The organism is Desulfobotulus mexicanus, from assembly GCF_006175995.1.
GTDB lineage: Bacteria > Desulfobacterota > Desulfobacteria > Desulfobacterales > ASO4-4 > Desulfobotulus > Desulfobotulus mexicanus.
Genome location: NZ_VDMB01000041.1, coordinates 1 through 13,666, shown reverse-complemented (window position 1 = coordinate 13,666; position 13,666 = coordinate 1). Strand labels below are relative to the sequence as shown.

Annotated in this window: 13 protein-coding genes and 1 pseudogene; 11 read left to right on the top strand and 3 right to left on the bottom strand. The window is 47.1% G+C overall.

Annotated features, from left to right (window positions below):
- A pseudogene (locus tag FIM25_RS17410) lies at positions 1 to 289 on the bottom strand (IS701 family transposase); the annotation flags it as partial.
- A 74-nt stretch (positions 290 to 363) separates the two neighbouring features.
- On the opposite strand from FIM25_RS17410, the gene FIM25_RS16240 reads away from it, so the two are divergent.
- From FIM25_RS16240 to FIM25_RS16200, 9 genes are all read left to right on the top strand, one after another.
- Positions 364 to 801 (top strand): hypothetical protein, encoded by a 438-nt coding sequence (locus FIM25_RS16240; protein ID WP_179953466.1) that lies wholly within the window; start codon positions 364 to 366, stop codon positions 799 to 801.
- A 106-nt stretch (positions 802 to 907) separates the two neighbouring features.
- Complete coding sequence (locus tag FIM25_RS16235; protein WP_139450907.1) at positions 908 to 1,564, top strand: HAD family hydrolase; 657 nt, start codon at positions 908 to 910, stop codon at positions 1,562 to 1,564.
- Positions 1,565 to 1,746: 182 nt separating this feature from the next.
- Positions 1,747 to 3,597, top strand: a complete 1,851-nt coding sequence (gene recD, locus FIM25_RS16230) for an exodeoxyribonuclease V subunit alpha (RefSeq protein ID WP_139450906.1) — start codon at positions 1,747 to 1,749, stop codon at positions 3,595 to 3,597.
- 377 nt (positions 3,598 to 3,974) lie between these two features.
- Positions 3,975 to 4,481 carry a CinA family protein gene (locus FIM25_RS16225; protein ID WP_179953465.1) on the top strand — a complete coding sequence of 169 codons (507 nt, stop codon included), beginning with the start codon at positions 3,975 to 3,977 and terminating at the stop codon, positions 4,479 to 4,481.
- Positions 4,478 to 5,368 carry an ABC transporter ATP-binding protein gene (locus FIM25_RS16220; RefSeq protein ID WP_139450904.1) on the top strand — a complete coding sequence of 297 codons (891 nt, stop codon included), beginning with the start codon at positions 4,478 to 4,480 and terminating at the stop codon, positions 5,366 to 5,368. The genes FIM25_RS16225 and FIM25_RS16220 overlap by 4 nt, the downstream gene beginning before the upstream one ends.
- Positions 5,369 to 5,377: 9 nt before the next feature.
- Positions 5,378 to 6,409 (top strand): ABC transporter permease, encoded by a 1,032-nt coding sequence (locus FIM25_RS16215; protein WP_139450903.1) that lies wholly within the window; start codon positions 5,378 to 5,380, stop codon positions 6,407 to 6,409.
- 35 nt (positions 6,410 to 6,444) lie between these two features.
- Positions 6,445 to 8,583 (top strand): response regulator, encoded by a 2,139-nt coding sequence (locus FIM25_RS16210; RefSeq protein WP_139450902.1) that lies wholly within the window; start codon positions 6,445 to 6,447, stop codon positions 8,581 to 8,583.
- Between the two features lie 294 nt (positions 8,584 to 8,877).
- The gene (locus FIM25_RS16205) at positions 8,878 to 9,288 is read left to right on the top strand and encodes an iron-sulfur cluster assembly scaffold protein (protein WP_139450901.1); all 411 of its coding nucleotides are present in this window, start codon (positions 8,878 to 8,880) and stop codon (positions 9,286 to 9,288) included.
- Between the two features lie 109 nt (positions 9,289 to 9,397).
- A complete protein-coding gene (locus FIM25_RS16200) occupies positions 9,398 to 10,051 on the top strand; it encodes a TetR/AcrR family transcriptional regulator (RefSeq protein ID WP_139450900.1) in 654 nt (217 codons plus the stop codon).
- 75 nt (positions 10,052 to 10,126) lie between these two features.
- Here the strand turns inward: FIM25_RS16200 and FIM25_RS17745 are convergent, their stop codons facing one another.
- Together FIM25_RS17745 and FIM25_RS17740 are read right to left on the bottom strand one after the other, a co-directional pair.
- Complete coding sequence (locus FIM25_RS17745; protein ID WP_281279346.1) at positions 10,127 to 10,261, bottom strand: hypothetical protein; 135 nt, start codon at positions 10,259 to 10,261, stop codon at positions 10,127 to 10,129.
- A gap of 186 nt (positions 10,262 to 10,447) precedes the next feature.
- The gene (locus FIM25_RS17740; RefSeq protein WP_281279345.1) at positions 10,448 to 11,077 is read right to left on the bottom strand and encodes a peroxiredoxin-like family protein; all 630 of its coding nucleotides are present in this window, start codon (positions 11,075 to 11,077) and stop codon (positions 10,448 to 10,450) included.
- A 191-nt stretch (positions 11,078 to 11,268) separates the two neighbouring features.
- On the opposite strand from FIM25_RS17740, the gene FIM25_RS16190 reads away from it, so the two are divergent.
- Positions 11,269 to 11,886, top strand: a complete 618-nt coding sequence (locus tag FIM25_RS16190) for an RNA polymerase sigma factor (RefSeq protein ID WP_139450898.1) — start codon at positions 11,269 to 11,271, stop codon at positions 11,884 to 11,886.
- Positions 11,887 to 12,597: 711 nt separating this feature from the next.
- The coding region (locus FIM25_RS16180) for a DDE-type integrase/transposase/recombinase (protein WP_179953464.1) at positions 12,598 to 13,666 on the top strand (1,069 nt) is incomplete at its 3' end.

Here is a 13,666-nt window from a genome sequence, read left to right as displayed (position 1 = left end):
TTCCTGACCAATGCCTGGATACCAGCTCAATATGKTGAGCGTACAGTTTGTCCAGTGTTGAGTCGTCAAGAACCAGCACACYCTTTTTCAAAATAACGTGCTGAATTGCTTCATTACGAAGAGCCGATGCTGAAGGCGTAAGCCTGTGAAGAAGTCGATTGATGGAATCATGCGCAGGAGCATTTTTTTGCTCCTGTAAAACTCTCTCAACCTCTGTGCAGGTAAAAATTTTGGGACTTGCTGTCAAAAAAGCCATGTAATCATATTCAGAAAATTTTGGTGGATTCATAATCTTTAAACCTTAAATGGAACCGGTAAAAACATCAACTGCGTAACTCCTAATTATAAAGGTTTTGTATTCCAATGGATGACTCTGAAAAACTTATCGAAAAAATGAAACTAATTGAAGCTCTGCATTCAGGGGCCACAACCCCCGGAGAAAAACAGGCTGCAGAAAACGCCCTGCAGAAAATCAAAGACAGACTTGATCAGATAAAAAAGGTGGACCCGCCCGTTGAATATAAATTTTCCATGCAGAACATATGGTCCAGAAGAATATTTCTGGCCCTGCTGAGGCGTTATGACCTGAAACCCTACCGACGTTTCAGGCAGAGATATACAACTGTTATGGTCATGGTTTCAAAAACCTTTGTGGAAGAAACCCTCTGGCCCCAGTTTCTGGCTCTGGATAAGGAACTGACAGCTCACCTCAATGAAATTGCCGATAAAATAATCCGCAGGGCTGTTTTTGATGACAGTTCCGAGGCGGAAGAGGTTCAGGCCATTGGTTTCGAAGAATAGATTTGACCTTATCTTTCGCCCGGAAGCAAAAGAAACAATCTGAAAACCCGTTGCAGAGGGTATATTTTTAAGCCTTTTCTGCATTTATATTTTTTATGGAATAATCATGCACTTATGTGAAAAGTTTGATGTCTTTCTTTTTGATCTGGACGGAACCCTCACCGATCCCAAAGAGGGGATTACCAGGTCCGTGCAGTATGCCCTCAATAAAATGGGCATAATCGAAGAAAATCTGAATGATCTGATCCATTTTATAGGTCCGCCCCTGAAACACTCGTTTATGGCACACTATGCTTTCAATGAAGAGAAGGCCATGGAAGCCATTGTGTATTACAGGGAATATTTTAGTGACAGGGGGATTTTTGAAAATCTGCGTTTTGATGGCATAGACAACATTCTGAGCCGCCTTGTACAGAAGAAAAAAAAGCTCTTTGTGGCCACATCCAAGCCCACGGTTTTTGCAAAAACCATTACGGACACCTTCGGACTTTCTAGCTACTTTGAAGAAGTTGTGGGCAGTGAGCTGGATGGCAGTCGATGTGAAAAAGCCTCTGTGATCCGCCATATTTTTAATCGCCACGATATCGAGAAAGAGAAAACCCTCATGATCGGTGACAGGGAGCATGATGTGATAGGAGCCCGTAAAAACGGTATAGCATCATTGGGTGTGGGTTTCGGATACGGTAGCAGGAGAGAGCTGGAAAAGGCAGGGGCTGATTATTTTGCAGCAAATCTGTCGGATCTGGAAAAAATCTTTTTCTGAAGTTTTCTTCATAGCACCAAAAGATATCCACACCCCTAAGGCACGCTGGCTGTTTGCAAGTGACCTTGCAATCCTTTCGTCACGGGAAAATGGCCTGGGTGTCTGTGCATCTGACTTACAGTTACGGTCCTTAGAAAAATGTACTGAATAATTACAAACCCATAAGATAAGGAGTAAGGGCCTTGAAAACCTCTGAAAGCCTGGGTGAGGATTCTGAAAACAGCAGCCCTGAGTTCTCCTCTCTGTTCCGCCTTCAGCCTCTGGATGATCATCTTGCCGCACTTTTTCAGCGCATGGACCCTAAAATGCCTACTGTTCTGAACCTTGCCGTTAAAATTTTATCTGCACGAACCCGTGAGGGCCATGTCTGTCTGGATCTTGCGGGCCGGGATGGTCTCTGGCCCAGGGTGAGCCGTATGGCGGGTGTTGAAGGCGGGCTGGATTCATGGCGCAGGGAGATTGTGGCATCATCCCTTGTGGGAGAAAGGCTGGAGGATGTCCGACCCCTCATGCTCATGGGAAACCGCCTCTATCTGCGCCGCTATTTTCGGGCAGAAACAATGGTGGCCGGGGGCATCTTGAAAAGGGCAGGGGAAGAATTTCATATTCAGGATACGGCTGCCTTAAAGAAAGTGCTGGATTATTTTTTTCCTGAACAGGAAAACGATAATATCAGTATGCAGAAGGTTGCGGCCTTTGCTGCAGCCGGGAAATCCCTCTGTGTAATTGTGGGCGGTCCGGGAACGGGTAAAACCACCACCGTATGTCGTCTGCTGGCAAGCCTCTGTACACTGGCAGAAACTTTACCAGTGTTGGTGCTGACAGCACCAACGGGAAAAGCCGCAGGGCGTCTGGGAGAATCCATGGTAGCAGGAAAAGCTGCTCTGGGTGCCATGGAAAGGGAGGTCTTCGATGCCATACCCGAAACCGCATCCACCCTTCACCGGCTTTTAGGTCTGGCCCATGGCAGAAAACCCAGGCACCATAAAGATAATCCCCTGTCTGCGGATATTGTGGTGGTGGATGAGGTCTCCATGGTGGATCTTTTTCTCATGGCAAAACTCATGGATGCCTTAAAACCCGGAGCCAGGCTGATTCTACTTGGAGATCGCTTTCAGCTTGCCAGTGTCATGCCCGGCTCTGTACTGGGGGAAATCTGTAAGGGAGCTTCACTGGAAAAATCCGAAGATTTTATCCGGAACTTTGATAAAATATTTGGAAAAACTGACTTCTTTACCGGACATGCAGGAATTTCTGCCATGGCGGACTGCGTTGTGGAGCTGACACGAAGCTGGCGCTTTGACAGTGCCGGTGGCATCGGCAGGCTTGCCCGAAGTCTGAATGAGGGGCAGGGGACAGATGTGGCAGCCATGCTTGAGCAGGGAGAGGATAGTAATGTTCTCTGGTGCCCTGTTATGACGGCAGCGGAGCTGACACCTGCACTCGGTGATTATATTATCCTTGGTTTTTCGGAGTTGATGAAAGCCTCCACTCCGGAGGATGCCTTTGCGATTCTTGATCGTTTCCGTATTCTCTGTGTACTGAAGGAAGGGCCATTTGGTGTGCATGGCATCAACAGCCTTGTGGAAAGTATCCTTGAAAAAGAGGGATTGCTTCGGCTTTCAGGACCATGGTACAGAGGCAGACCCGTGATTGTTCTGCGCAATGATCCTGCAAGCGGGCTTTACAATGGCGATGTGGGTATAACACTGGAAGATGGGCAAAGTGGGGAGATGGTCGTATATTTTCCTTCGGAAGACGGCGGGTTCAGGTCCTTTAACCCCCTCAGGCTGCCTGAGCTGGAAACGGTCTTTGCCATGACCGTGCATAAAAGTCAGGGCTCTGAATCAGACAGTGTGCTCATTGTTCTGCCGGATCGGGATGTACAGGTCTTAAGCCGTGAAATACTCTATACCGCCGTAACAAGGGCCAGAAAGGAAGTCATCCTTGCGGGCAGAATGGATATCCTCATACAGGGAACAGAGCGCAGTGTTCGTCGTTCTTCAGGTCTTGGGGATGTTCTGTGGAAATGACATAAAATGACAGGAACTGTTCAGCACATTTTATTCAGAAAATTCCAATGCTGTAATTTTTGCAGCTTCGTACCGTTGCAAGGCACCTTGGCTATTTGCACGTGACGTTGCAATCGTTTCGGATCAAAGCTTTGCAGGCCTGTGCGAAAGAAGCGGCAAACTGTCTGAGCCGACATAAAGGCAGCGTGTTCAAGCCTGCTATGGTAATCAAAAAGCTCATCCTGCCTGTGGCGGCGAGTTTTTGCCGGTTCCGCACAGGGCAAAAAGCTTCCGAATAAGATTGCGTCACAGGCAAATAGCTTGGGTGCCTGTGCATCTGTCTTACAGGTATGATACTTATAAAATTGTGCTGAACAATTACAATGACAGGAGCCTGTTTGAATCTTTTACCCCGGGATGCGGATCGACTTGCCCGTGAAATTTCCCACCTTTTAATCCGTGATAAAAAGACCCTTGCCTTCGGAGAAAGCTGTACCGGTGGCCTGATGGCTTTTCTTTTTACCTCCCTTGCCGGAAGTTCTGCTTATTTTAAACTTTCTGCAGTTACCTATGCCAACGAAGCCAAGGTGAAGCTCCTGGGTGTTCGGCCCAAAACCCTTGAAAAGCACGGTGCCGTGAGCGAGGCTGTTGCCGGTGAAATGGCTCTGGGAGCAAGGCTTGCGGGAATGGCAGATTACGGACTTTCCACAACAGGTATTGCAGGGCCTTCCGGCGGCAGTGATGAAAAACCAGTTGGTATGGTCTGTGTGGGTCTTTCATCAGCATCCGGTACAGATACCTGGGTTTTCAAAGAGGATACGGGAGACAGGAATGCAAACCAGCATCTTTTTGCAGCCTTTGCGCTCTACAGGCTCCATTGCCTGATTCTGGAGGAAAGCCCATGAGTTCTCCCGTGCTTGAGGTCCGTAATCTGGTCAAGAATTTTGGTTCAGTTGAGGCTGTCCGGGGTATTGATTTTAGCATTCCTTCAGGAATTTGCTTCGGTCTTCTGGGTCCCAATGGTGCCGGAAAAACAACCACCATAGAAATGATAGAGGGTATTTTAACTCCCACATCCGGAGAAATCCTATACAAGGGCAGACCCAGGGGCAGGGCCTTTCGGGAAGAGGTTGGGATTCAGCTTCAGAGTACGGAGCTGCTTTTGCTCCAGACCGTTCTGGAAACCCTTGAAGTCTTCAGGAGTCTTTATCATCGCAGAGCTCCGCTGGATGAACTTATCAGGATCTGTCAGCTTCAGGATATTCTGGATAAGGATAATGCAAAAATATCCGGAGGTCAGAAACAAAGGCTGCTTCTGGCCATGGCCCTTGCCAATGATCCGGATCTGATTTTTCTAGATGAACCCACCACAGGGCTGGATCCCCAGGCCAGACGGCATTTGTGGGATATTGTTGGCGGTATCAAGCGATCCGGCAAAACCCTTGTCCTCACCACCCATTATATGGAAGAAGCTGAAATTCTCTGTGATGTAATTGCCATTGTGGATGCAGGCCGCATCATTGCCATGGGAACTCCGCAGGAGCTGCTTAAAACATATGGGGACGGAACGGTGATTACGCTGGCCACAGATGCCCTTAAAGACCGTATTCCCGATGATTTTCCATGGACCTTGCGCAGAAGCGAGGCCGGAATTGCCATCCACACAGATCATCCAGGAGAAACTCTGAAAGCACTGGTTGCCATGGGTGCGGATATGAACAGACTACTGGTCCGTGCTTATAACCTGGAAGATCTTTTTATAGAACTGACGGGCAGGGAGCTGCGTCCTTAAGGAAAGACGATGATCCGACGTATCTTTATCATAGCAAGGGCAAGAATCCGTGAATTTTACAGGGATAAAACCGGACTGGGATGGAACTTTCTTTTTCCCCTTCTGATTATTCTGGGATTCAGTTTTCTTTTTTCAGAAGATGGTAAAAATTTTGCCAAGGTAGGAATTATTGAAAGCCCTGCCATGGTTGAAGTTCAGGGCAGCCTTGACAGGTTCATGGAAAGCCGTCATCTGGATCTGATTTATTTTGAAACACTGGAGGAGGGCCTTTCTTCTCTGGAAAGACAGAGAATTGATCTTCTGGTGCATCCCGGTGATGGCCGTTACTGGGTTGCGGAAGGCTCTCCCGGCGGGTATGCGGCGGAGCGCTTTCTCATAGCAGCGGACCACCTTCATGCACAGGGTTTTTCAAGAAGCATAGTCACAGGGGAAAGTCTTGCCTATGTGGAGTGGCTTTTTCCCGGTATTTTAGGTATGAATGTAATGTTCGGCTCCCTTTTTGGTGTGGGGTATATTATTGTCCGATATCGAAAGACGGGTGTTTTAAAACGCATGAGTGTAACTCCTCTGCGTCCCTGGGAATTTCTTACGGCACAGGTAATCTCAAGGCTCTTTCTGATTCTTGTAAATTCAGCCATTGTCCTTGGCATCTGTCATTTGCTTTATGGTTTTCAGATCCGGGGTTCCCTTCCGGCTCTTTTTCTGATTTTTGCCCTTGGTGGCTTTGCCATGGTGAGCCTTGCGGTTATTGTGGCTTCCAGAACGGAAAGTGAAGAATTTGCAGAGGGGGTACTGAACCTCATGGCATGGCCCATGATGTTTCTTTCCGAGGTCTGGTTTTCCCTTGAAGGAGCAGAAGGATGGGTAAAACAGCTTTCAGAGTTTCTGCCCATGACCCATCTCATCACAGGAGCCCGCAAAGTCATGAATGAAGGTGCCGGTTTTTCAGAAGTGTATCCCCATATGCTGGCACTGTTGCTGATTTCTTTTATTCTGATGACAACCGGTGCTGCTCTGTTCCGCTGGCACAGGGATAACTGACCTGCCCTATGGCTGTATAAAAAAGGAGCTTTTCCATGAATGAGAATACTTCCGGAGATAAAATGGATTTTTTCCAACCGGAATTCCCTGATAATGGGGCCGATTCTGAAAAAAGCAGGCAGCAGCCCCCGTGGAAAATACTGGTTGCAGATGATGATCCTGAGGTGCATCGGCTGACACGGATGGTATTGGGCAGTCATGTCTATGATGGAAGGTCTATGCAGATTCTTGAGGCCTCTTCTTCGCATCAGGCTCTGGATGTTCTGGACAGCCATGAAGAGGTGGCGGTTCTGGTGCTGGATGTGGTTATGGAGAGTGAGTCCGCAGGTCTGGATCTGGTATCTCTCATTCGTAATCAGAGGAAAAACACCTGCCTGCAGATCCTTCTACGGACAGGGCAGCCGGGAATGGCTCCGGAATCTGTGGTTGTTTCCGATTATGGTATTAACGATTATCAGTCCAAAAGCGATCTGACTTCCCAGCGCTTTATAAGTTCTGTAGTGATGGCTCTCCGGGCTTACAGGGATTGCCATGCTCTTCAGGAACTTAACCGTAAGCTTCAGTTGGCCCTGCAGGAAAATATGCAGATTCGCCGCAGCCTGGAAAAAAATAACGAAGAACTGGAAGCAAGGGTTGCCAGCCGGACAAAGGAACTGGAAAAAGCCAACGCTGAACTGAAGGAAACCATGGAAGCCACCCGGGAGCTGGCCTGCCGTGCAGAAGAGGCAAGCCGTGCCAAAAGTGTTTTTCTGGCTAACATGAGCCATGAAATCCGAACACCCATGAATGGGATTCTCGGAATGGCAGAATTGCTGAATGATGCCTGTAATGGAAGAGAACAGAAGGAAATGCTGGAAATTATCCGCAGCAGCGGAGATCACCTTCTGGGGATAATTGATGACCTTCTGGACTACACCATTCTGGAATCAGGAGGTGTCCGCATGGATGCCATACCCTTTGATCCTGAAGGAATCTGTATATCCGTACTGAATGATTTCAGTTCCACTGCCCGTAAAAAAAATATACATTTAAAGTTTTTTCCGGTAAGGCATCTTCCTGCCCGTCTGCTGGGAGATGGCGACCGAATGTGTCAGGTTCTTAAAATCCTTTTGGGTAATGCCGTTAAATTTACGGAGGCTGGCGAGGTTGTTCTTCGGGCGGATGGGTTTCAGGCTTCCACAGAAACTTTTATTCTGAAGGTGACAATAAAAGACAGGGGACATGGCGTTCCCGACCATCAGAAGCAGATGATTTTCAAGCCTTTTTTCCAGGCTGACAGTGCCACTACCAGAAAACATGGTGGAACCGGGCTTGGACTTGCCATTTGCAGAAAACTTGTCATACAGATGAAAGGCCACATACATGTGGAAAACCGTCCAGGAGGCGGTAGTTCTTTTACCATTGAAATTCCTTTTCCCATGGCATCACAGGCAGTGGATAGTCTTCCGGAGTGGCATGGTATGCTGGAAGGAAAAAAGGTTGGTATTTCTCTGAATGACCCGGAAGAAGCGAATCTTGTGGCAGACTGGATTACCCTTGCAGGTGGCAGTGCTGTGTCTGATCCTCAGGATCGGAGTCAGCCTGTAGCATTCTGGATTACGGATTCTGCTCTGGAAACATTATGCGGTACTCCCCGCATTGATGTTGACGGAACCGGAAACGGGCCATGGATATGGCAGCGTCCTCTGCTGCGGTCCTCTTTTATGGAATTGTCCAGAAATATTTTATCAAAGATTCCTTCTGTACAGGAAGATTCAGCCGGAGAGGAAGGAAAGCCCCGGATTCTTGTGGTTGAAGATCAGGCTGTCAACCGCATTGTTGTGATGAAAATCCTTGAGCGCAAAGGCTTTATTGTAGATATTGCGGAAGATGGCAGCAAGGGGCTGGAGCAGCTTCGGGAAAAGGCCTATGATGCGGTATTGATGGATATGCGTATGCCCGTTATGGATGGACTGGAGGCAACCCGTGCTTTGCGTTCCCGTGAAGCGGGTATTCTTAACATGCATGTGCCTGTCATAGCCCTTACAGCCAATGCGACGGTGGAAGACCGGAAAAATTGTCTGGCATCGGGAATGGATGATTATCTGGCCAAGCCGGTTATGCCAGATACTCTTGTGGCTACACTGGAAAAATGGATGCGCAACTCATGTTCAACGGATTTTTCTGGACAGTAGACGATCCATAGACTTTAAGGCCATTTTCTGAAATAAAGATACCTTTTGTCCCCCTCTTCATCTGAGGGAGGAATATGATTATGATTTAACTTCCCTTTGTATTCAATCCCTTGTTTTATCAGAAATGTGGTTTTGAGATTTTGCGTTTGAGCTCAGGCAATTCTCTGTTAAGTATCTTAGAGAGGCCTGAATCCTGAAAGAAAATGTTTTTTTATAAAAATAAACATGGTTTTGTAAAAATACTGGAAAGAAAATTTTCATTCCTGTATATTCATAAAGTTTGGAGGTTTCGGAATGGAAGAAGATAAGGATTTCTGGCAGTCACATTCTGAGCAATATCTTGAAATGGCCTTTAGCAATGAAAGGCAGGAGAAAATTTCCCATCCCGATGGATATGGTAAAAAGATGGGGGACTGTGGAGACACAATAGAATTTTTTCTTACCCTGGAAAAAGACCGCCTGCAGTTTGTTTCCTACCAGATAGATGGTTGTATCAATACCAATGCCTGTGCAGCAACAATTTCCCGTATGACAGAAGGTAAATCTCTGGATACGGCATGGCAGATTCTTCCGGAAACTGTTATTGCTTACCTTGGTACACTTCCGGAGCATGAATTGCATTGCGCAGAACTTGCTGTGGGTGCTTTTTATATGGCTCTTGCGGATGTTCAGAAAAAAAACATGGACAAAGAAAAAGAAGACTGAACATTCTTTTTCAAGAAGAATTTGGTCTGCTTTATTGCATCAGACACGCAACTGTAAGGACGATATCCGTCCCATGCAGTAAAACGTAGATTAGAGGAGGTTAGAGGGAATGTCGGATCGATCCACATTCATGAAGCTGAGGGAAGATGAGCGTGAAGTACGCAAAAGTCTCATTATTAATGCTGCGATGAAGCTCTTTGAGGAAAAATCCTTTCATGATATAGGAATGAGGGATATTGCGGCAGAAGCGGGTGTTTCTGCTGCTTCCATATATCGTTATTTTCCAAGCCGGGATGATCTTTTTGTTGAAGCTCTGATCCAGGATATCAATTCCATTGAGGGGCTTCTGGAACAGCGCCTGACCAATGATGGTACCATTGAGGATCTGGCCGTGGCTGTTGTGGATTATCTCATCGACAATGAAGCAACCTTTCAGATGATGTGCCATTTTATGATTCGGGGTGAAGTTAATACGCGCGCCTTGAAAAAGTTCAATGCTGTACAGCGTTACTTTCTAAAAATGTTTGATGAGATGGTTAAAAGGGCTGGAGGGGCTGAAAACATCCGCTTTTTTTCCCACGCATTCTTTGCATCCCTTGCCGGTGTTGTTATGACCTTCAGAAATTATCCTGGAAGAAACTCCGAAGAGAGACGACGTTATATGCATAAGCTGGCTCTTTTGATCATGCGGGAAGGTAACAGTCTTGACGAGGACGTTTTTGAAAAGGATCTTGCGGAAATGCGCAGTAAAAAGAATAGTTAGCAAATGACAGTGAGGTTTAAATAATCTTTGCGTAAAAGGGTGCCATGGCACCCTTTTACTGTTTAAAAATGTTGCTCATATTTTGAACTTGCCCACCAGGCTCTTAAGATCCGATGCCAGTCCTGCAAGATTTTCCGAGCCTTCCCTGACCATGATACTGTTTTTAGAAAGCTGTTCCGCATTGCCGTCCACTTTATGGACTTTTTCCACAATTTCTGCTGAAAACTGTGAGTTATCTGTGGCTGTTTATGTTATTTTATCTATCCCCTGGGATACCTGTGAAACATTGTGGGCAATTTCCTGAGTTGTGGCGGACTGATCTTCTACGGCTGCCGCTATGCTGGAAACCATGCGATAATTCATGGATTAAGCAGGCTGGTCTATACCTGCTGGTTTTTATGGCAATGAGACAGCCCTAAGAACAATATTAAGATCTGCCTGATCCCCTGCCATGCCGTTGATGTGTTCAAAAAGGAGACTGTTTCCGGGTCCGATGACAAAGAGGCCTCCCTGTTGCCAGAGATCTCCGGCACTGCGGCCCTGCCGGAAACCCTGCTTCATGGCCTTAAACCCGCGTGCCAGAGGAGAAGGTCCCAGTGTCCGCCAGAAACCACGTTTCAGATCAAATGCTTTATATGCATTCAGCTCCGGGTCCAGATACATTTCCCCCTGATATGAAAATTTTTCTATAAAGTAGCGGGCATCTTCCGGAGTTCCGCTGCCTATGCTGACCAGCGCCACTCCCATTGTATCCAGCTCTTCTTTAATGTCCATAAGGGCAGCCACCTGCTGCCGGGCAAAGAGTCAGCCATAGTGACGGAGGAATACCAGAACTATCCTCCGGTCTTCCCATAAAGAATCCAGCACTACAGAATGACTGCCCAAATCAAGGACAGAAATTTCTGAAACATCAGGGGCTGCTTTTGTTTGCATGTTTTCCTCCTTTATACTGCTGTGGTTCTGACTGCTGCATCCTGTCAGTACCATAAGCACGATACCTGAAAACCATAGAATTTTGTTTACCATTAAACTTTTCCTTTGTTTCCTTTTTCAGGGGTGAATGAAATATATTCTTCTGCTTCCTTTTAACCTGATACATCTGGAAAAGCTGTCTGTGACAAAAAAAATATCATTTCTGTCACACAGGGGAATTTCTGCTGTATCAGAAGTCAGAAGGTCTTTTGGTCGTCATCATAAAAAGAGGAGAATTTTAAAAAATGAAAAACCCGTTCAAAGAGGAAAAAGGGGACGGGGCATCGGATCTGCTGCTGGTTCAGGCCTGCCTGGAAGGGAATGCAGGTGCCCTTGAAAAACTTGTCCTTCGTCATCAGGCATGGATTTACAATATTGCCTTCAAGATGGTGATGGACCATGAGGATGCAAAGGATATCACCCAGGAGATTCTTATCCGGATGCTTACCCACCTTGGCGGGTATGACCCGTCAAAGGCGGCCTTTCGTACCTGGCTTTACCGCATTGTGGTAAACCATGTGCTGAACATGAAAAAAAAGAAATTTGAAGTACGAATCCATGATTTTGATACCTATGTGACACTCATTGAAGAAATGCCCGATGACAGATCCCATTCCCATCCTGAAACCGCCCTGCTGGCGGAAGAAGTGAAAACCGGATGCATGATGGGGATGCTGCTATGCCTGAAACGGCCTGAGAGAATGGCTTTTCTCCTTGGTGGTGTCTTTGGTGTAAGGGACAGACTGGGTGCTGTAGATTCTCTCTTAAATATCCACCTTTTTGCCCCAGAATTCTCAAGCTTGCTTACATTCCGTGAGAATCACAATTTAAGCCTTTTTGAGAAAATCGGAGGCTCAAAATAAAAAAGACATCCGGACAGCAGGAACCGCCCTATGCCTTTTTTTATCCTCCTCCCCCCCTTTGGGGGGGATAAGAGGGGGGGTTGTGTTATGAGTATTTCGACAAAAAAACCATAACCCCCAACCCCTCTTATTTAAAAAATGACATTATCAGAAACAGGCCCCAGCGCCAACATAGAATTTGTCCTTGAAAATACCATTCACTGCCGCCGATGCTACAGCACCCTTGTTATCCGGTATGGCACCTACAAAAGAAACTCCCCGTTCGATTCAACCGAAAACATTGAAATTCAGCGTTATTACTGTAAAAATCATTTTGTTCACAAAAAACCTTTTCTTTTCCGCCCTTCCCGCTGATCCCCATCATCCGCCACTCCTGGGACACGATCATGCGTTGCAATGAGCTCTTCAAAACGGGAAGCACTTTTGCTGCCATTGCCAAAGAATTGAAATTTACCTGGCCAACGGCCCGCAGTCTTTATTTTTTTCAGATTCCTTCCTGACCTGGCTGAATCAGAAAGGCCGGATCGCTGATTGGGGGCTATCCCCTGACAAGGCTCCGATCCACCTCTGGCGGCATTTTACGCGGGATTTTTCGCACTGCTTTTACCCGAAACGCTGGCCGAAATAGCCAAAAACACAATTCTAATATTCCGTTTTTTTTGCTAATTTTGTACGAGACCTCCATGTTCAATCTTTCACATGGAGGTCTCAATGAAAAACTGGAATAAAATGGATATCGGGGTCTGGCGTTTTGGTATCATCAGCCCACTTCTGCACAGAAATGAGCTGGATGAACCCCTTGAAAACGCCCTTTTACGGCTTGCGGATCAGAGCTTCCGCCAGCCGGACGGGAAGACTGTTTCCTTTTCTCCTGAAACCCTTAAAAAATGGCTTTACCGCTATCGTAAAGGCGGCCTGCCGGCCCTTGAGAACAGTGAACGCAAAGACAAGGGAACCCACACATCTGTCCCAAAAATGATTAAAGACAGGCTTTTTGAGCTTCGGGAAAAGCATCCCAGATGGGTCCTCTCCCGTATGCTGGAGCAGCTCATTCAGGAAAAGCTCTGGGATACAAAAAATCCTTCCAGGGCAAGTCTTTATCGTTTTGCCCAAACCGCCAATCTTCAACGGGATCCCCATATCATGCCCCTTCCTGCCAAAGCTTTTGAATATGAGGCCTTTGGCCAGCTCTGGATGGCAGACTTCCTGCACGGCCCCTCGGTAAAAATCCAGGGTAAAAAACGAAAAACCTATCTGCACGCCATTATTGACGATGCCAGTCGCTTTGTCGTCCACGCCGGATTTTTTACATCGGAAGATACAGAAATCATGATGATGTCCTTGATGGAGGCCATTCGAAGGCATGGCAAACCCATCCGTTTTTATACGGACAACGGAGCCTCCTATGCGAGCCTCCACCTGAAAACCGCATGTGCCAGGCTGGGAATTCATCTCATCCACACGCCTCCCGGCAAACCCAGGGGAAGGGGAAAGGTGGAGCGCTTCTTCCGGACCGTCCGGGATGGCTTTCTTGATGGAGATACGCCGCCAGCCCATACCCTGGAGGGTCTGAACCAGGCCTTCAGTGCCTGGCTTGCCGATTATCATCAGAAAATTCATGGGACACTGGATGTCTCACCACTTCGGAAAAGACTCGATTCCCTCAATGCCTGCACGCTTATCCCTGAAACCGTGGAGATCGAATCCCTGTTCCGCATGAGCCGTCAGTGCAAGGTCTATCTGAACAACACCATCCGCATCAAAAAACGATGCTTCGMGG

What these genes read in the sequence shown, in the direction of transcription:
- FIM25_RS16200 (WP_139450900.1), top strand. Translation starts at nt 9,398, where the DNA reads ATGTCGGATCGATCCACATTCATGAAGCTGAGGGAAGATGAGCGTGAA.
- FIM25_RS16215 (WP_139450903.1), top strand. Translation starts at nt 5,378, where the DNA reads ATGATCCGACGTATCTTTATCATAGCAAGGGCAAGAATCCGTGAATTT.
- FIM25_RS16220 (WP_139450904.1), top strand. Translation starts at nt 4,478, where the DNA reads ATGAGTTCTCCCGTGCTTGAGGTCCGTAATCTGGTCAAGAATTTTGGT.
- FIM25_RS16210 (WP_139450902.1), top strand. Translation starts at nt 6,445, where the DNA reads ATGAATGAGAATACTTCCGGAGATAAAATGGATTTTTTCCAACCGGAA.
- FIM25_RS16190 (WP_139450898.1), top strand. Translation starts at nt 11,269, where the DNA reads ATGAAAAACCCGTTCAAAGAGGAAAAAGGGGACGGGGCATCGGATCTG.
- FIM25_RS16205 (WP_139450901.1), top strand. Translation starts at nt 8,878, where the DNA reads ATGGAAGAAGATAAGGATTTCTGGCAGTCACATTCTGAGCAATATCTT.
- FIM25_RS16235 (WP_139450907.1), top strand. Translation starts at nt 908, where the DNA reads ATGCACTTATGTGAAAAGTTTGATGTCTTTCTTTTTGATCTGGACGGA.
- FIM25_RS16240 (WP_179953466.1), top strand. Translation starts at nt 364, where the DNA reads ATGGATGACTCTGAAAAACTTATCGAAAAAATGAAACTAATTGAAGCT.